This is a genomic window from Cytobacillus luteolus (genome assembly GCF_017873715.1).
Lineage (GTDB): Bacteria > Bacillota > Bacilli > Bacillales > Bacillaceae_L > Bacillus_BV > Bacillus_BV luteola.
In genome coordinates this window covers 609,512-626,936 of sequence record NZ_JAGGKM010000001.1, presented here as the reverse complement: position 1 = coordinate 626,936, position 17,425 = coordinate 609,512, and the positions used below count along the sequence as shown (strand labels likewise).

General features: G+C 37.4%; 19 protein-coding genes and 2 riboswitches. Of the genes, 5 read left to right on the top strand and 14 right to left on the bottom strand.

Annotated features, from left to right (window positions below):
- Positions 1-37 precede the first annotated feature (37 nt).
- From J2Z26_RS03240 to J2Z26_RS03220, 5 genes are all read right to left on the bottom strand, one after another.
- A complete protein-coding gene (locus tag J2Z26_RS03240; protein WP_193538225.1) occupies positions 38-337 on the bottom strand; it encodes a ferredoxin family protein in 300 nt (99 codons plus the stop codon).
- Positions 319-1,614 carry an FAD-dependent oxidoreductase gene (locus tag J2Z26_RS03235; RefSeq protein WP_193538223.1) on the bottom strand — a complete coding sequence of 432 codons (1,296 nt, stop codon included), beginning with the start codon at positions 1,612-1,614 and terminating at the stop codon, positions 319-321. Before J2Z26_RS03235 ends, J2Z26_RS03240 begins: the two co-directional genes overlap by 19 nt.
- Positions 1,607-2,632, bottom strand: coding sequence for an electron transfer flavoprotein subunit alpha/FixB family protein (locus J2Z26_RS03230; protein WP_193538221.1), 1,026 nt, complete (start codon positions 2,630-2,632; stop codon positions 1,607-1,609). Before J2Z26_RS03230 ends, J2Z26_RS03235 begins: the two co-directional genes overlap by 8 nt.
- 31 nt (positions 2,633-2,663) lie before the next feature.
- A complete protein-coding gene (locus tag J2Z26_RS03225) occupies positions 2,664-3,488 on the bottom strand; it encodes an electron transfer flavoprotein subunit beta/FixA family protein (protein ID WP_193538219.1) in 825 nt (274 codons plus the stop codon).
- 350 nt (positions 3,489-3,838) lie between these two features.
- Positions 3,839-4,099 (bottom strand): aspartyl-phosphate phosphatase Spo0E family protein, encoded by a 261-nt coding sequence (locus J2Z26_RS03220; protein WP_227413786.1) that lies wholly within the window; start codon positions 4,097-4,099, stop codon positions 3,839-3,841.
- Between the two features lie 422 nt (positions 4,100-4,521).
- Here J2Z26_RS03220 and J2Z26_RS03215 point away from each other — a divergent pair, with 422 nt between their 5' ends.
- Positions 4,522-5,442 (top strand): DMT family transporter, encoded by a 921-nt coding sequence (locus tag J2Z26_RS03215; protein ID WP_193538217.1) that lies wholly within the window; start codon positions 4,522-4,524, stop codon positions 5,440-5,442.
- Between the two features lie 23 nt (positions 5,443-5,465).
- Here J2Z26_RS03215 and cbpA read toward each other — a convergent pair whose 3' ends face one another.
- On the bottom strand, positions 5,466-6,098 hold the full coding sequence (gene cbpA, locus J2Z26_RS03210; protein ID WP_193538215.1) for a cyclic di-AMP binding protein CbpA: 633 nt from the start codon (positions 6,096-6,098) through the stop codon (positions 5,466-5,468).
- 248 nt (positions 6,099-6,346) lie between these two features.
- Here cbpA and fosB point away from each other — a divergent pair, with 248 nt between their 5' ends.
- The gene (gene fosB, locus J2Z26_RS03205; protein ID WP_193538213.1) at positions 6,347-6,769 is read left to right on the top strand and encodes a metallothiol transferase FosB; all 423 of its coding nucleotides are present in this window, start codon (positions 6,347-6,349) and stop codon (positions 6,767-6,769) included.
- Between the two features lie 330 nt (positions 6,770-7,099).
- On the opposite strand, the gene J2Z26_RS03200 is transcribed toward fosB, so the two are convergent.
- The 5 genes from J2Z26_RS03200 to J2Z26_RS03180 form a co-directional block, all read right to left on the bottom strand.
- Positions 7,100-7,645: a cupin domain-containing protein gene (locus J2Z26_RS03200; protein ID WP_193538211.1), complete on the bottom strand. Its 546-nt coding sequence runs from the start codon at positions 7,643-7,645 to the stop codon at positions 7,100-7,102.
- A 20-nt stretch (positions 7,646-7,665) separates the two neighbouring features.
- A complete protein-coding gene (locus tag J2Z26_RS03195) occupies positions 7,666-8,283 on the bottom strand; it encodes a methylthioribulose 1-phosphate dehydratase (protein WP_193538209.1) in 618 nt (205 codons plus the stop codon).
- Positions 8,280-8,945: a 2-hydroxy-3-keto-5-methylthiopentenyl-1-phosphate phosphatase gene (locus J2Z26_RS03190; RefSeq protein ID WP_193538207.1), complete on the bottom strand. Its 666-nt coding sequence runs from the start codon at positions 8,943-8,945 to the stop codon at positions 8,280-8,282. The genes J2Z26_RS03195 and J2Z26_RS03190 overlap by 4 nt, the downstream gene beginning before the upstream one ends.
- Positions 8,942-10,186 carry a 2,3-diketo-5-methylthiopentyl-1-phosphate enolase gene (gene mtnW / locus J2Z26_RS03185; RefSeq protein WP_193538205.1) on the bottom strand — a complete coding sequence of 415 codons (1,245 nt, stop codon included), beginning with the start codon at positions 10,184-10,186 and terminating at the stop codon, positions 8,942-8,944. The genes J2Z26_RS03190 and mtnW overlap by 4 nt, the downstream gene beginning before the upstream one ends.
- Before the next feature lie 323 nt (positions 10,187-10,509).
- Positions 10,510-10,618, bottom strand: a riboswitch (SAM riboswitch).
- Between the two features lie 73 nt (positions 10,619-10,691).
- The gene (locus tag J2Z26_RS03180; RefSeq protein ID WP_193538203.1) at positions 10,692-11,864 is read right to left on the bottom strand and encodes a pyridoxal phosphate-dependent aminotransferase; all 1,173 of its coding nucleotides are present in this window, start codon (positions 11,862-11,864) and stop codon (positions 10,692-10,694) included.
- Here J2Z26_RS03180 and J2Z26_RS03175 point away from each other — a divergent pair.
- The 3 genes from J2Z26_RS03175 to mtnA all read left to right on the top strand — a co-directional run bounded on the left by J2Z26_RS03175 (position 11,856) and on the right by mtnA (position 15,413).
- Positions 11,856-12,752, top strand: a complete 897-nt coding sequence (locus J2Z26_RS03175) for a carbon-nitrogen family hydrolase (RefSeq protein ID WP_227413803.1) — start codon at positions 11,856-11,858, stop codon at positions 12,750-12,752. The two genes, J2Z26_RS03180 and J2Z26_RS03175, sit on opposite strands and share 9 nt — an antisense overlap.
- Positions 12,753-12,861: 109 nt before the next feature.
- Positions 12,862-13,032: riboswitch (SAM riboswitch) on the top strand.
- 115 nt (positions 13,033-13,147) lie between these two features.
- Positions 13,148-14,344 (top strand): S-methyl-5-thioribose kinase, encoded by a 1,197-nt coding sequence (gene mtnK, locus J2Z26_RS03170; protein WP_193538199.1) that lies wholly within the window; start codon positions 13,148-13,150, stop codon positions 14,342-14,344.
- A gap of 19 nt (positions 14,345-14,363) precedes the next feature.
- A complete protein-coding gene (gene mtnA / locus J2Z26_RS03165) occupies positions 14,364-15,413 on the top strand; it encodes an S-methyl-5-thioribose-1-phosphate isomerase (protein ID WP_193538196.1) in 1,050 nt (349 codons plus the stop codon).
- Positions 15,414-15,452: 39 nt separating this feature from the next.
- Here mtnA and J2Z26_RS03160 read toward each other — a convergent pair whose 3' ends face one another.
- Genes J2Z26_RS03160 through J2Z26_RS03150 form a run of 3 tightly spaced genes read right to left on the bottom strand, consistent with a single transcriptional unit; the run spans position 15,453 to position 17,330 of the window.
- Positions 15,453-16,028 (bottom strand): DUF2087 domain-containing protein, encoded by a 576-nt coding sequence (locus J2Z26_RS03160; protein WP_193538194.1) that lies wholly within the window; start codon positions 16,026-16,028, stop codon positions 15,453-15,455.
- 27 nt (positions 16,029-16,055) lie between these two features.
- Positions 16,056-16,706: an MOSC domain-containing protein gene (locus J2Z26_RS03155; RefSeq protein ID WP_193538192.1), complete on the bottom strand. Its 651-nt coding sequence runs from the start codon at positions 16,704-16,706 to the stop codon at positions 16,056-16,058.
- Between the two features lie 12 nt (positions 16,707-16,718).
- Complete coding sequence (locus J2Z26_RS03150) at positions 16,719-17,330, bottom strand: DedA family protein (RefSeq protein WP_193538190.1); 612 nt, start codon at positions 17,328-17,330, stop codon at positions 16,719-16,721.
- Between the last annotated feature and the right edge of the window lie 95 nt (positions 17,331-17,425).

The following is a 17,425-nucleotide window of genomic DNA, read 5'->3' as shown; positions in this document are numbered from 1 at the left end:
GGATCTCTCCAAATGCTCTTTTTTGACAATTATTATATTAGGCTAATCTAAACACAATTCCATGGCCACCCTTTGGATACTCCCACTTAATATTTTGATAAGGACATCCTATCCGACAGCTTCCACATTCATGACATCCCTCATAGCCTACATGCATCCTTATTTCTTCCCACTTATAAACCTCTGCTGGGCAAAAAATCGTACATATCTTATCTGGACATTGTGTCATGCATACATCATGGTCTAATACAGTTAAATGTGAATTTTTGTCAGCCTTAAAGCGAACTAAATACTGTTTTTCTTCAATATTTTTTGACATTATTTCATCACCTTCCATGCTCTATACATGTCTTGAATGACCTTAACGGCACCCTTCTCTTTTGTGAAAGAGCGAATAATATCTTTCTGTTTATCCCTTTTAGCCGTTCCATCTACAGTGAAAAACTTACTGGCTGCCTGATTCACCATCGGTAAATATTCTTTAAAATATTGCGGATATTCTTCAAAGGTATGTGCAGCATCCTTATATTTTTTAAGGTCCTTGCCAATGAAGCTGTTATAAAGATTCACCCGATAATAATCTAGAGTTTCTTCATCATAGCGATTTCTTTCCTTTGCACGTATAATTGTCTCTGCGGCCATTTTTCCAGAACTCATTGCCATATTAGACCCTTCGCGGTGAATTGCATTTACAAGTTGTGCTGCATCGCCCACGACGATTACTCCATTTCCAACTAACTTAGGAATCGAATTATAACCACCCTCAGGTATTAAATGTGCAAGATATTCGAGAGGCTCCCCGCCCTCTAAGTATGGCTTTACCATCGGATGACTTTTCACATAATCTAATAAATCATAAGGTTTCATTTTTGCTTTAATCATGCTTGAAAGGGTCGTTCCAACACCAATATTTAAGCTATCTTTGTTTGTATAAAGAAAGGCTGTTCCTAAATTCCCCTTCGTTGAATCTCCAAAAATTTCAACTGTACAGCCTTGATCATCCTCAAGATTGAAGCGTTCATTGATTTTATCTTTTGGTAGATTAATAACCTCCATGACTGTTAAGGCCACTTCATGAGGCTTAAACTCTTTATGAAATCCCAATTGTTTACCTAGGAGTGAATTCACTCCATCTGCTAAGACAACAACGTCTGCATACACATCTCCATCAGGTCGATCTGTTCGAACTCCAATAACCCTTCCATCTTTGACAATGCACTCTGTTACTACAGTCTCATTAATCAAAAGGGCTCCTTGCTCTACCGCTTTAATTGCAAACCACTGATCAAATTTTGCACGCAGAACAGTAAAGTTATTATAGGGTTCTCTTCCCCACTCTAGACCTTTGTAGCCAAAACTCACCATTGATTCCTTATCCATCATCCAAAACCGTTGTTCAATAACTGGACGTTCTAGAGGTGCTTCCTTCCAAAACTCAGGAATAATCTCCTCCATTTGTTTTCGGTATAAGACTCCCCCCATTACGTTCTTGCTTCCAGGATATTCGCCACGCTCAATCAACAACACATTTAATCCATTTTTTGCACAGGTATAGGCACAGGAGGTTCCGGCAGGACCTGCACCGACTACGATTACATCAAATTTCTCAGACATAACTTACCTCATCCCCTTTTTCTTTCTGTGCATTTCTAAACTGCTCTATTAGCTTTGGTAAAATTTCTAGTGCATCCCCTACAATTCCATAGGTTGCTACATCAAAGATTGTTGCATTTGGATCTTTATTAATTGCAATGATCATCTCACTATTCTTCATCCCTACAACGTGTTGAATGGCTCCTGAAATTCCAATTGCAAAGTAAAGTTTTGGAGTTACTGTTTCACCTGTCTGACCAACTTGGTATTCATGTCCAATCCAGCCCGCCTCAACTACATCTCTACTTGCACCTACTGTCGCACCTAACACATCAGCCAATTCATGAATAAGGGCAAATCCCTTTTCATCTCCCAATCCTTTTCCACCTGCTACAATAACATGGGCATCTGCGAGGTTTACTTTCTTATTTACATCTCGGACAATTTTCATTACCTTTGTACGCACATCTTCTTCTTTTATTCCAATCTTTTCTTCTATCACTCTACCAGTTCTACTTTGATCAGGTGATAGTGCTTTCATAACCTTCGGACGAACTGTAGCCATCTGTGGCCGATGTTTTTTACAAAGGATGGTTGCCATGATGTTCCCACCAAAGGCAGGACGACTAGCTTCTAGTAATCTACTTTCTGGTTCTACATCTAACATTGTTGTATCAGCTGTGAGTCCAGTGCTCAAATCTGTCGCTACTGCACTTGCCAGGTCTTTTCCATTTGGAGTTGCCCCATAAAGGAAAATTTCCGGTTTATACATTTGACACAACTTGTAAACACCAGCCATGTAGGTTTCCGTACGATAGTTTTTTAATACCGGGTCATCAATTACGTATACCTCATCTGCACCGTATTCGATTACCGTGTTGCAAAGACCTTTCACTCCGTCCCCTAGTAATACTCCAGCTAGAGGTACTTCCAGTTTATCTGCTAACTTTCTCCCAGCTCCTAATAGTTCTAATGAAACACCAGCAATCTGGTTATCATTTTGCTCAATGAATACCCAAACTCCTCTATTGTCCAGCATGTAAGTATCCCTCCACGATTCAAATGTATTTCTACCTACTTATCTCTTTAGTAAAGAGTTCTTTTTTCTCAGCTAACACTTCTAGTAATTTTGCCACCTGCTCATCAACTGTACCTTCAATTCTTTTTCCACCTTCTTCTTTTGGTGGAGTAAACATTTTACCTACAATTGTTGGTGATCCCTTTAAGCCTAGTTGCTTGCGGTCGACTTCTCCTAAATCATCAACACTCCAAATGATTGGTTCAAATCTCGCTGCCCTAATCATATTTGGTAATGGAGAGTACTCTACCTCATTTACTTCCTTTTCGACAGTTAATAAACACGGCATAGATGACTGAATTAGCTCATATCCGTCTGATAATTTTCTTTTTAGAAGAACCGTTTTTTCCTTCTCATTCACTTCAACAATTTCTATTACATTCGTAATCGGAGGAATATCAAGTCTTCTAGCAATACCAGGTCCAACTTGTCCTGTGTCACCATCAATCGCATGCTTTCCACAAATGATGATATCTATTGGTTTATCTTCTTTAATCTTTTCTAACGCTTTTGAAAGTGCATAGCTAGTCGCCAATGTATCAGCACCTGCAAAAGCACGGTCAGTAATTAAATATCCTTGGTCAGCTCCAATTTCAACACTCTTTTTTATAACTGCGGTTGCCTGTGGAGGGCCCATCGACAAAACGGACACAGTATCACTAGAATCATTCTTCATACTAACTGCTGCCTGAACGGCATGTGAATCGTACGGATTTAATATAGCTGGTGCACTTCTTCGATCTAGAGTATTCGTTTTGGGATTAATCTTGATTATCTTTGTATCTGGTACTTGCTTCACACATACCACTATGTGCATGACGACTTCACTCCTCTTTCAAAAAGTATTCAAGTAAAGACAATACTATGTTCAATTCTTCACAAGCTAAGTTATATTACAAATTATATGAACAGTCATAGGAAGTTAGCACACTCTAAAATAATTTTTTGACTATTCAAATATTAGTAATGATAAAAAAAGCAGGCCAAACAAAATAATTGTTATCCCTGCTGACTTAACTAGACGCTTTTGAACGTATAAGCTATGAATATAAGTACTTCTTTTCTTCAAAGTAATATAAAAAGCCACCTCTTGTCTGTGATGTTTATCACACATTTTACGATTTTTTTAAAAAAATAAAAAAGCCTGTGAAAATGGCTTTTTAAAATTTATTGGAAATTATGAAGCTTATATTTAGATCCATAGAAAAATAGAATCGATTGTCTCAAAAATTGCCGAAAACGCACCTTTTTACATGATTGTACTTTAAGACGTTGGTATTGGTTTAATAACTGATCTAACTCCTGACTATATTTAATAGTCCGATCACTTGTATACCCCGAGGTATTCGCTTCTGCTATCATTTCTGCTCTCTTTTTTGAAATGTTTACTAAAAGTATACCTACCTCATCCACATCTCCATTTGCCAACTTACACAACCCCTTTAATCCTATCAAATACTCACTTAATGAATTATTACAAAATCTTCTATATCTGTAAATAGATTCGCAATATTAGACAAATTTTTTATGTATTTTTTTGTAATATCTTGACTAAAGCCTCATATATTAATAGATTGAAGGATTAATCATTTAGGAATTCGACATATTTTTCAAGCTCTTTTGTAATGAATGTTGCTTTTTAATAGTTCTATTAAGAGTGGATCTTCGCTGCAGGCACTTGACTCCTAAGGGAAGTAGAGGAAAGGTCTATGTTCATATACTCAAAATAAGGAAAAACTTTCATTAAAAATTAAACATTACGAATGGTTTACGTACCTATCTTCTTATGCTATGATTTCTTCGTATTAATTTAGCTATCAATTACAACATAAAGGCCATGGGTGAATCACATGCAATTAAAATATTATTTTTTATTACTTTTCACTAGTTTCTTATGGGCTGGAAACTTTGTCGCAGGTAAATTTTTGGTTAACCATGGTTCAGCTCTTCTACTTACAGAAATACGTTGGCTAATTGCTGTTCTTTGTTTACTACCTTTCGTCTGGTGGAAGGAAAAGAAGATTACCTTCCCTAAACAAGCTCTTACCCCCCTTCTTCTAATGGGGCTAACTGGAGTTCTTCTATTTAATTTTCTTATGTTTTTAGCTTTAGAAAATACATCGGCCGATAATGTCGGTTTACTTTCAACATTAAATCCTATCTCTATTGCAGTTGCTTCGTTTTTCTTTTATCGAGAAAAATTGAATTTTCGACAGATGTCAGCCATGCTAATTTCATTGTTTGGGATTTTAATTGTCATTTCACATGGTAATTTAAGTAATCTATTATCATTTCATTTTAATATTGGAGATATGTTTATGCTAGGTGCAGTTGCCATTTGGGGATTATATTCCGTTGCTGCACGAAAAGCTATGACGCAAGTTTCACCATATAATGCCACACTTTGGGCAGGTATTTTTGGATCACTACTAAATCTTCCATTTGTACTCTTAACCTCAGATGGTATAGTTGATCCTACCGCTTCCTTCTGGTGGGCCATTCTCTATTCTTCTATTGGAGCAACCGTGTTGGCAATGATTTTTTGGAACGTTGGGATTCAGAAAGTTGGAAGTGTAAAGTCTGGTATGTTCTTAAACTTTAATCCTATTTTCACTGCAATATTAGCATTTATCTTCTTAGGAGAAAAACTTACGATTCCTCAAACAGCAGGCAGCATTATCGTCATTCTAGGAGTCTACTTCTTTACGGCTCCAAAAAAAAGGCTCAATACTTCAATCTCGAAACATAAAAAAAGATCCCGGATAGCTTAGGCTAGCGGGATCTTCTTTGTTTATTATTTATCAATTTGGTCTACGTGGGTCACACGGAATTCTTTTTCCTCAATTTTAGCAACAAGAGCCTTAACTTTTTCAGGTGAAAGTTCACCAGGTAAATTCACAATAATACGACGTAAGTATTTCTCTCCATTATCAAGTGTAAGCATACCATCGATATTAATGTCCCTTAATAGGGTAACAAGGTCTTTTATTGCACCCTTATGCTCAATCGTAGCAATTGTAAGAGTGTAGCCACCTGTTTTCATACCAAACGAATCCTCAAGAACATCCATCACGTTTGCATGTGTGATGATTCCTAGAAATTGCTCATTTTCATTTAATACTGCAATAAATGGTAAGCGACGGATCGTTAAAAATGTTTTAAAGAACGAATCTTCTTCATAAATAAATGCATCTTGATTCTTCACTAATGAATCGATTGATGCTTCAGGAGACCCCTTCTCTTCATATAGATAGTCTAGAAGATGAACTTTATAAATAAGACCTTCGAACTTTTTACCACCTTCTGATAGTACTGGAACAGAACGATAGCCAGTTTCTTTTAGATATTCATAAGCTTCTTTTACTGTAAGAGTTGATTCACAATATTTTACTTCATTCTTTGGTACATAATTATAACGAATTTTCATGTCATTCCACTCCTTGTGGTAGAATCATCTTCCACCCTAATCATATAATAAAAGTAATCTTAAAAGAACATATGATATCAAATGTAACATAATATTCACAAGTAGTAAAGAATATTCTTAATTTTTAATTTTATTACAATTTGTTATCATACTTTTCAATATTATATACTATTAAAATATTTGATTTCCATATATTTCTTTTTATTTATAATAGGTCTAGTTAAATTATTTAAAGGCAGGGATGTAAGTTGAATATTAAAGGAATAAATCATTTTCTTTTTTCTGTTTCGGACCTTGACCGCTCAATCGAATTTTATGAGAACGCTTTTGGTGCCAAACTACTTGTTAAAGGGAATACAACTGCATACTTAGATCTTGCGGGGCTATGGTTGGCTTTGAATGTTGAAGATACAATACCGAGAAATGAGATACATGAATCTTATACACATATTGCTTTTACAGTGGATGAGCAAGACTTTGACGAGTTGGTGAAGAGAATCCATTCTTTAGGTGTTAATGTTCTACAAGGTCGTACTAGAGATGAGCGTGATAAACGCTCAATTTACTTTACAGATCCTGACGGCCATAAGTTCGAGTTTCATACAGGTACGCTGCAAGATCGAATTGATTATTATAAGCAAGAAAAACCGTATATGTATTTTAGTGAGTGAGCTTTTGGGCAGATAAATCTGTTTATCGACAGCTATTTTGAGGATCTTGAAAATTATAGGTCGATACATTTGTTTATCGACACAAGTTTTGAAGATCTCGAAAATTACAGGTCAATAAATCTGTTTATCGACATCAATTATAGGAATCCTGAAAATTAAAGGTCGATAAATCTGTTTATCGACAGCTATTTTGAGGATCTCGAAAATTATAGGACGATAAATCAAATAATGTGTCCTCATTTCACGATTTATCCTGTATCGAGGACTCATAAACCCAATTCCCACAAAAAAACCTCCTTTCACACCCGAAAGGAGGTTTCCAACATATCTTTACTTAGTCTCAACAAATTGTGGATCTTGGAATGGATGTGCTACCCATCCTGATGGGTCGATAAATAAACGAACGGCAACAACCTGGCGATCTTCACGAAGTGTAAAGAAGTGAGGTGTGTCAACTGGTACAGAAATAACATCTCCTGCAGAAAGTTCTACATCAAAGTAGCCTAGCTCTTCGCTTCCTTTAATAACGAAAATACCGTTACCAGCTGTAATCGCACGAACTTCATCCTCTGTATGAACATGAACCTGTTCAAATTTTTTCAAAAGCTCCTCTAAATTCGGAGTTACTTCCGATAGAGCAACAACATCCCATTTATGATAGCCATTTCTTTCAGCTAATGATTTAATCTCATCTTCAAAAATAGATAATACTTGAGCTTTCTGCTCATCGTTAATTTGGCAATTACCACGTAAATCTTCTGGTAGTTTATTAGTGTCCCAGTGCTCATAAAGCACACCTTGCTCTTCTAAAAATTTCGCCACATTTTCATGCCCTTCAATACGTTCCCCTGTGTTACGAATACGAATATTTGCCATTATAAATTCCTCCCCCAATATTATCTTTTTATAGTCAGTAATTTTACTCGGTAGCTAAATAAAAACTCGTAGGCCTCCAAATGCTTTTTCGCTTCAAAAGCATTCTTTGCCCAAACGGTAATTCCATGATTACGAATTAAGACAGCACCCGTATCACCCTCTATGTGCTCAGCTAACTCTGCAGCCAATGTTGGTATATGGGCGTGGTTCTTAATAATTGGAATCCGAATTTCGGCATCTTCTTCCCAAATCCCAAGCGCCTTGATGATTTCTTGACCCTTAAATACAACCTCACCTTCATCTCCATAGAGCTCTGAAATGACATTGTTATCAATCGTATGAACATGTAAGCTACAACCTGCGTTTGTTCGGTTATAAATATCAACATGTAATAGCGTTTCAGCTGAAGGCTTTATATGCGGTGTCTCTTCCACTGCTTCCCCATTACGGTCAACTAATAGAAAATCCTCATTCGTTCTTTTTCGTTTATCCTTGCCACTTGCTGATACTAAAAATGTTAATGGATTATCACTTACCTTGATTGAGAGGTTTCCACTCGTTCCAAAGAACCAATCACGAGTAGCTAACTCATCTTTCACATCGGCTAATTCATTCCATCTAGTAAGTATATTACTCAAGGCTGTTTCACCTCCAGCTGCTTTGATACCACATCTATGACATCATAGAAGGTTGTAAATGATGTATGTGGTAAGTCTAACTGTTGGCATTTTTCTAATAAAAAGTCTCTTGCAATAACATGATCTGCTAATTTGGCTGCCTGCAAATCAGTAATCGAATCCCCAATGACTATGTTATAGTCACCAGGTGATGCCAGCCTACGAATCAGAGATGGTTTACAACAACCACATCCGTTCTGACAACCATCATCACAGCTATGTGGCCATAAGATTTTTATCGTCTCTCCAGAAAAGTCAGACCCATTACAATATATTTGCTCCGGTTCTACTAATCCATTAAGGAGTGGATAAACAAAGAAATCTATTCCCCCGCTTACAATATACAGAGTAACATCATTCTTTTTTGTAAAAGCAACAAACTCCTTAAAACCATCACGAATAACTGCGCTCTCCGTGAGGTAGTGAATAATCGTATCTTTCGAAGAGGAAGGTAGTAATGAAAATAACCTTCCAACACCCTCTTGGATTGACACATTCTGACCTAAAATGTCATCTTTAATCGCTTCCCACTCAGGTGGTGCATACTTTTTCATCACCGCGATAATATTATCACTATTGGTAATCGTTCCATCAAAATCACAAAAAATTACTGGTTTCGTCATGACTTTACCTCAACTACTCCCCATAGTGAAATTGCTTTCCCTAGGTTCTCATTGTCCTCAGCAGCCTCTTTAAGAGTTTTACCCGCTAGAACCGCATCTACTGCTGCCCTAAATGCCATACCTCCACCTACGGCTCCATCAGGGTGACCGTGGACTCCACCACCTGCATTGATAATACTATCATTGCCAAAGTCTTGAATTAAAAGAGGTACTAAGCCAGGATGAATCCCAGCTGACGGAACTGGAAATGCCGTTTTAAATTGATCATCTAGTTTTGTTAGTTCCTCTGCAATCCCTAATGTTACATCACGATCCAAAGCTACACTTCCGTACGGTGATGGGAATAAAACTAGATCTGCACCAGCATATCGAAGGAGTTTTCCAAGTAGTAATTGGTTTGTAATCCCATAAAACTCAGATGGTGTTACTGTACCACTTACGGCCGGATGTGCCATGATTGGAATTGTAATTTCAGGGTCTTCTGCAAGACTTTGTAACACATCAAGTCCATAGGCAAATACATTAAACAGTAATAAATCAGCACCCAGCTCTACTGCTTTTCTAGCTTTATCTTTAAGCTCGAAAGTACGCCCGGAAATATTAACAGCATATAAAGTTCTATGCCCTGTTTCAGCAAAAACTTCCTCTAACACTTGTTTCCCAGCAACAATTCGTTGTTCAAATGGAGTCAGAGGATTTTCAAAAAGAATCTCATCATCTTTCACAATATCTACTCCACCAAGAGCTTGCTCCTTAAGTTGCTCTTTTAAGTAAGTGAGGTCACGACCAATCACTCCTTTAAAAATGCTCATAACTAATGGTCGATTATATACTCCAAGTTTTTCTCGTATTCCTTGTAGTCCATATTTAGGCCCTGGAAAATTCTCTTTTACCTCGTCAGAAAACTCTAAATCTACAAGTCTGATTTCTCCATCTAGCGAAAGCTTACCGAAAACAGTTGTTAAAATTGCTGGTAAATCTCCACTAAAGTTTGCACTAGGATAGCCGATTTTTAATATCCCTCTCGTTACATCCTTGCCTAGATAGTGATTAACTGACTCACTTTTTGGTAGTTCCTCAATACTAATCACTTGGCCTTTGTGTTTTTTTAGTTGTTCTTGCTCTAATTGAGGGAGATCTGTCCAGGATCCGATCGTTAATCCGAGAGCGATTCCTTCAGCCTTTTTTGCAAGATTATGTGATGGATCATGAATTAGATAGGTTGCAATTACTTCACTCATTTAAGTACCTCATTTCTGTAAGAATCCTATACCTGAACATAGGCTGTATTTTACTTGCCTGTTGATTTCTGCTACAGGCACTCGCTTTCCGCGGGGAATTATGAAAAAGCCCAATTGCCGGCTTTTTCAAAGGCGAATTCCCATCGGGCGGTCCGTGAGCCTCCTTGGCGCTATGCGCCTGTGGGGTCTCACTTTGATGCGCTACTCCCGCAGGAGTCTCGTGCCTTCCGCAGAAATCAACATAGGATCAAGATAATAATAAGCTTTGTCTTAGCAAAAAATAAAAAACCTCTTCAGTAAGAAGAGGTATTATCACTACCATCTCCTTATCTGTCAGCTTTTATGCTGCAAGAATTAGCACCGTGCTTATAAAAATATAAGTCGGTTGCCGGGTTTCGTAGGGCTAGTCCCTCCACCTGCTCTTGATAAGAAAACAATCTATTTAATTTTACATTCATTTACGAAATTTACTATGGATTATGACAGTATTTTAGTTTTCTGTCAACTAAAATAATTGTAATGCTTTGATTCTTTCGACAGCTTCTTTCAGACGATCATGATCTGTTAATAACCCAACTCTAACATAACCTTCACCATATTCTCCAAATCCAACACCTGGAGCAACGACTACATGTGCTTTTTCAAGTAAATAGTCTGCAAAGCTTTCAGACGTATACCCTTTGGGAACTGGTAACCATGCAAAGAAAGAACCCTTTGGTGCCGTAACATCCCAACCGATTTCCTTTAATCCATCAATTAACGTACTACGACGTGATTCATACAGTGAAACTAACTCATCTACACATTGTTGTGATTCTAACAATGCCACTGCAGCAGCCTCTTGAACAGCACTAAATATACTTACATACATATGATCTTGTAGTAGATTTAAAGCCTCAATTACACTTTGATTTCCAACAGCGAAACCAATTCTCCAGCCGGCCATATTATACGTTTTTGAGAATGTGTAAATCTCAATTCCAACATCCTTCGCACCATCTGCCTCTAAAAAGCTTACTGGTCTCTTACCTTCAAAGCCAATTGCACCATATGCAAAATCGTGAACAACACAAATTTCATGTTTGTTTGCTAATTCAATGGTCTCTTCAAAAAACTCCTTTGAAGCGGTAGCACCAGTTGGGTTATTAGGATAGTTTAAGAACATGACTTTCGCTTGTTCCAAAACACTCTTATCAATTTGGCTATAGTCAGGGAGAAACTCGTTTTCAGCCAGAAGCGGCATATACTCCATTACACCACGAGCCAGTTCTACTCCTGACCAATAATCGGGATATCCAGGGTCAGGTACGAGTGCGATATCCCCCGGATTCATTAGGCACTGCGGGATTTCAACAAGTCCAGCCTTTCCTCCGAATAAAATGGCAACTTCCTTTTCAGCGTCAAGGTCTACACCATATTCCCTTTTATAAAACGTAACAATCGCTTCTTTCAAGAACTGCTGCCCACGAAAAGGTGAATATTTATGATATGCTGGTTTTTCAGCAGCTACTTTTAATGCTTCCACAATGTGGTCCGGGGTTGGTTGGTCGGGATTTCCCTGACCTAAGTTAATTACATCATGCCCCTCGGCAACAACTTTCCCTACTTTTGCAACAAGGGATGCAAAAAATTGTTTAGGTAAACCTTGTAACAACTGTGATTGCTCAAAATGCTTCATCATTTACACCTACTCAAAAAATTTCTTGAATTTCTAGTCACAAATCATATATTGTTAATAACAAAATGTAAAGAAAAATTTAAAAAGGTGGGACAATTCATGCAACTTAAGATAGCTTGCATTCAACTAGATATTATTTATGGAAACCCAGAGAAAAATAAACAAAATGCTGAGCTTGAAATTTCTAAAGTCGTTTCAGAATCAAAACCCGATGTCATTGTTCTCCCTGAACTTTGGACAACAGGCTATGATTTAACAAGATTAGAAGACATCGCGGATCACCAAGGTGCAGACACAACCCAGTTTATCGGTACCCTTTCAAAGAAATTCAGTGTGAATATCGTTGCAGGCTCCGTAGCCAAGAAAACCGAAAAAGGTGTCAAAAACACGATGCTTATTTTTAACCGAAACGGTGAAGTTATTGGAGAATATAGCAAACTACATCTCTTTAAATTAATGGATGAGCACCACTACTTAATTCCTGGAGATGCAAAAGGACTGTTCACCATTGAAGGAGTTCCTTCCTCTGGAGTCATCTGCTATGACATACGTTTCCCTGAATGGATAAGAGCACATACAACCGAGGGTGCTGAACTGGTATTTGTTGTTGCAGAGTGGCCACTTCCTCGTCTTGAACATTGGCGTGCCCTTTTAATTAGCCGTGCAATTGAAAATCAATGCTATGTTGTTGCATGTAACAGAGCTGGGAGCGATCCAGCAAATGTCTTTGCGGGGCATTCGATGATTATTGATCCGTGGGGCGAAATTATTGCGGAGGCAAGTACAGAACCTGAGGTACTAACAGCAAGTATTGATCTAGATCAGGTAAAAAAAGTGAGAAAACAAATCCCAATCTTCCAAGATAGAAGACCAAGTTTTTATCAATAATATTTTTCCGAAAATGCCATTGACAAAGAAATAGTTCACTTGTTATTATTTTCATCAAGTGTTAAAATTCAAATAATTTAATAGTCTAAATTGCATTATTGCAATTTATCTCTTATCAAGAGCAGGCTGAGGGAAATGGCCCGATGAAGCCCAGCAACCGACCGTAATACCACTGCGAAGTGGGGCGCTTTTACACATGCGCCAACTGAATGTTTAAAATACATTCACATAAGGCACGGTGCTAATTCCACAGAAAGATATTCTTTCTGGCAGATAAGAGGTGCGAAGCCGTGTCTTCAAGCCTCTTTCGATGTCGAAAGAGGCTTTTCTATTTTGACTAGTAGAAAAGCCTCCGAATTTTTCAAAACAATACTTACTTTGGAGGTTATTCACATATGTCTTTTTCAAATCAGCAATCAACTTATGAACCCTTAACTGAATCAACAGCAACCTCACTTGCTACTAAACTAGGACTTTTTGAGCAAGGTGCTGTTTTACGTTCAAAGGAAATCGGGGATGGTAATCTAAACCTTGTCTTCCATATCGTTGATGATAAAACAAATATAAGCATTATTATTAAGCAAGCCTTACCTTATGCAAAGGTTGTCGGGGAAAGCTGGCCGCTTACACTTAAGAGAGCTACGATTGAAAGCAATGCGTTACTAACGTATTACAATCTCGTACCTGATTTAGTACCAAAGGTATTTTACACAGACGAAGTACTGGCCATTACAGTAATGGAGGACTTATCTCACTTAGAAATCTCTCGTTCAGGTTTGATTAAGGGTCAGAATTATCCACTATTATCAGAGCACATTGGAAGGTACTTAGCACATACCCTATTCTACACTTCTGATTTTGCTCTTAACCCTCAGGAAAAAAAGAAACTGGCTCATCGTTTCTCAAACCCTGAACTTTGTAAAATTACCGAAGACCTAGTATTTACAGATCCATTTTTTGATATTGATACGAATAATTTCGAAAGTGAGCTTCAGGCTGATGTTGAAAAACTTTGGAATGATTCGAAACTTAAACTTGAAGTTGCAAAACTAAAACAGAAGTTCTTAACACAAGGAGATGCACTCCTACATGGCGATTTGCACACTGGAAGTATTTTTGCTAGTGACCAGGAGACAAAAGTCATAGATCCAGAATTCGCCTTCTACGGTCCATTTGGATTTGATATAGGTCAATTCCTTGCAAATCTCGTTTTGAATGCATTATCAAGAGAAACGGATAAGCAAGAGCCACTATTCACACACATCGATAAAACGTGGGCTGTTTTCGTAGATACCTTCTCTCATCTTTGGGAAAAAGACAATGTCGAAGCATACGCAAAGATTGATGGATATTTAGACTCTTTACTAAAACAAATACTTGAGGATACAATTGGATTTGCTGGCTGTGAGATCATTCGCCGTACCATTGGTCTAGCACATGTTGCTGACTTGGACCAGATTGAAGATTATAATGCTAAAATTCTATCAAAACAACAAGCTCTTCAGTTAGGTAAAGAATTAATCTTAAGCCGCTCAACAATCAGTAGTCCAACTGAGATTCGAAATTATTTTCAAACGAGCTATAGTTACTAAAAAGGAAGTGACAAACACAATGACTAAAAGCTTTACAATTCCACGATCAGTAGAGTGGAATGAAAATTATATTTCTCTACTTGACCAACAAAAACTACCTCTTGAAACAGAGTATATAGAACTTAGAACAGTCCAAGATGTTTGGGAAAGCATTACAAGTTTAAAAGTTCGTGGTGCACCAGCTATCGGAATAACGGCGGCATTCGGTCTTGCTCTTGCAGCACAAAATTACGAAGTTGAATCGATACAGGCATTTAAAACACAGCTACAAAAGGACCGAGATTACTTAGCAAGCTCCCGTCCCACAGCTGTAAATCTATTCTGGGCATTAGATCGTATGGTTCGAAGTGTTGAAAATGCAACTTCGATTAATGAGGCAAAAACAAAGCTTACCCATGAGGCAATCCGTATTCAGATAGAGGATGAGGCAGTTTGTCGACAAATTGGGGAGTATGCACTATCTCTTTTCAAAAGTAACGATAAGGTATTGACAATTTGTAATGCAGGTTCAATCGCAACTGCACGTTACGGAACAGCCCTAGCACCCTTCCATCTTGCAAAAGAAAAAGGAATTAACCTTCAAGTGTTCGCTTCAGAAACTCGTCCGGTTCTTCAAGGCTCAAGACTTACAGCATGGGAACTTAAGCAATCTGGAGTGGATGTAACACTTATTACGGATAATATGGCAGCACACACCATTGCTGCAAAAGGAATTACAGCAGTCATTGTAGGTGCAGATCGTATTACAGCAAACGGTGATACTGCAAATAAAATTGGAACCTATGGTCTAGCTATTCTGGCAAAAGCCTTTAACATTCCTTTTTATGTAGCAGCACCACTGTCTACTTTTGATATCTCCCTTCAATCTGGAAAAGAAATTCCTATTGAAGAGCGCAACCCTGAAGAAGTAACACATATAAATGGGCATCGAATTGCACCAGAAGGGATTAACGTCTTTAATCCTGCCTTTGATGTAACTCCAAATGATTTAATTACAGCAATCATTACGGAAGAAGGAATTCTTTATAACGGTGAATATAAGGATTCAATTGCTAATTTATTTCAGTAACCAAAACAAAAAGCGGAGAGCATCGTGCTTTCCGCTTTTTTATTTAATTTTCTCCCACATTTCTGGAGGATTCACTTCATATATCCCATCTTCTCGGTACATAAAATGGCACATGATGAACTCTCGGCGAATTGTTGCGTAGTCTTCGTGAAAGTCTTTTATGTATTCATTAATTTCTTTCTCCGTATACTTTTTCCCAGGTTCAAGTCCCTTTACTAAATGCTCAAGGATCATAAGCTTCTTTTTACGCTGAGCAGGAATTGTTTTTAACTTCCCGTCTCGTGTCATGAAATTAGCAAGTACTTGTTGATGTTCACCCTTCTTTTCTTCATCATCGTCTACTTTTCCATAAGCTGTATTTATGATAGCCTGAGATTTTAACCTCAACTGGTCTTCATCTAGGTAAAAATAGATAGTATTCTTTTCTCTTTTTTGCTTGATAATCCCTATTTCTTTTAGCTTCGCAATATGGTGAGTAATGGTAGGCGGGGTAAGCCCCAGTTTTCCAGCAAGTGCTTGTCCATGATGCGGACCTTTGGCCAACAGTACAATAATTCGTATTCTTGTGGGATCTCCCATTACTTTATGAAAATTCACGAGCCGACTAAGCTGCATTTTAAAACACTCCAATAATTAGTCAATCTAATTTAGTAGCTTTTCTACCTTGTTTTGAAAGGAATTTCTCCACCGTTCCGATAATTCCTTGACCTCTACTAGATTCTTTAATGCCTGAACATTTTCCTCATCTTGGTAGATGACTTTGTTTATATACGCAACAGTAGGATTCTCTTCCTTCCGTTCTATTAGGCGTAAATTTTGTCCTGGTTTAATGAAACCTTCTTTTAATACTCGAAAATAAAACCCTGTATACCCTGTTTGTTGAACTAAGAGTGGTAATTCATCAACTTTATAGCGATTACCAAGTTTATAACACGGCTTGCGTGGATTACTGATCTGTATCCTTACATCTCCAATTTCAAATATATCACCAATATGTGCATTCTCTTCATTCAAACCTTGGATCGTAAAATTTTCTCCGAACGCACCAACCGTAAATGATTGTTGTAACGTTTTCTCCCAATATTCTAAGTGCTCAAATGGATATGCACAGATCGCTTGATCTTTTCCACCATGATTCACTAAATCAGCTTGTTGATCACCACCGATTTGTACTGTTGAGACAAATACTTCTTCTTCAATTGGCTTTTTATAAATGCCAGTTGCAATCTCTTTATTTTTATAAAGTTCACGTCGAGCTTTTCCTACATTAATAGATACTAATTTATATTCCAACTACATTTCCTCCTAAACATCTTTAAGAGCTGTTCGCTTTGCCCTTCTTTTTCTTAAAAATATAATGGTTGAAATTAATAATACGATTGAAAAAGCCCCAATTACACCACCCGTATAAAGTACCTCTCCAATCCTTTCAATATAACTTCCAAAATAATAACCACCTGTAAAAAGTGCTAAAGACCAGATTAAACCTGTAGTGTAAGCGACTAAAGCAAACTTACTAAAATCCATCTTGTAACTTCCAACCATAAACGGTATAAAATGCCTTACACCAGGAAAGAAATAACCAAAAATAAGAGCAACTGGACCATACTTCTCGATTAGTACTTCAGACTTTTGCAAGTAGGTTTTCATTCGATTGTTTTTCATTAATCTTGGATGAATGGAATGATAGCTAAATCTTCCTAGACAATAAAGAGTTGTTAAACTACTCATCACCCCTGCAAATGTCACGATAAATGCAGGCAACGGCTGAAGTAGACTTTTCGAAGTAATAAATCCACTGGTCATCACAATTACTTCGTTAGGTACAGGCAATCCAAAAAAACCGAGCCACAACACGAAATACAATGCAACATATCCATATTCCTTTATGATTAACATTATAGACTCAATTTCCAAAGTATCCCCTCCTATAGAGGTTTACAGTAAACTCTAATTTCTCGAAAAAAATTGGAAAATATTATAAAATATTTTCCATGAATTATACCATAATT

Coding starts and splice junctions, on each gene's coding strand:
- J2Z26_RS03240 (WP_193538225.1), bottom strand. CDS start 337: ATGGAAGGTGATGAAATAATGTCAAAAAATATTGAAGAAAAACAGTAT.
- J2Z26_RS03235 (WP_193538223.1), bottom strand. CDS start 1,614: ATGTCTGAGAAATTTGATGTAATCGTAGTCGGTGCAGGTCCTGCCGGA.
- J2Z26_RS03230 (WP_193538221.1), bottom strand. CDS start 2,632: ATGCTGGACAATAGAGGAGTTTGGGTATTCATTGAGCAAAATGATAAC.
- J2Z26_RS03225 (WP_193538219.1), bottom strand. CDS start 3,488: ATGCACATAGTGGTATGTGTGAAGCAAGTACCAGATACAAAGATAATC.
- J2Z26_RS03215 (WP_193538217.1), top strand. CDS start 4,522: ATGCAATTAAAATATTATTTTTTATTACTTTTCACTAGTTTCTTATGG.
- cbpA (WP_193538215.1), bottom strand. CDS start 6,098: ATGAAAATTCGTTATAATTATGTACCAAAGAATGAAGTAAAATATTGT.
- J2Z26_RS03200 (WP_193538211.1), bottom strand. CDS start 7,645: ATGGCAAATATTCGTATTCGTAACACAGGGGAACGTATTGAAGGGCAT.
- J2Z26_RS03190 (WP_193538207.1), bottom strand. CDS start 8,945: ATGACGAAACCAGTAATTTTTTGTGATTTTGATGGAACGATTACCAAT.
- mtnW (WP_193538205.1), bottom strand. CDS start 10,186: ATGAGTGAAGTAATTGCAACCTATCTAATTCATGATCCATCACATAAT.
- J2Z26_RS03175 (WP_227413803.1), top strand. CDS start 11,856: ATGCTTCATCATTTACACCTACTCAAAAAATTTCTTGAATTTCTAGTC.
- J2Z26_RS03180 (WP_193538203.1), bottom strand. CDS start 11,864: ATGAAGCATTTTGAGCAATCACAGTTGTTACAAGGTTTACCTAAACAA.
- mtnK (WP_193538199.1), top strand. CDS start 13,148: ATGTCTTTTTCAAATCAGCAATCAACTTATGAACCCTTAACTGAATCA.
- mtnA (WP_193538196.1), top strand. CDS start 14,364: ATGACTAAAAGCTTTACAATTCCACGATCAGTAGAGTGGAATGAAAAT.
- J2Z26_RS03160 (WP_193538194.1), bottom strand. CDS start 16,028: ATGCAGCTTAGTCGGCTCGTGAATTTTCATAAAGTAATGGGAGATCCC.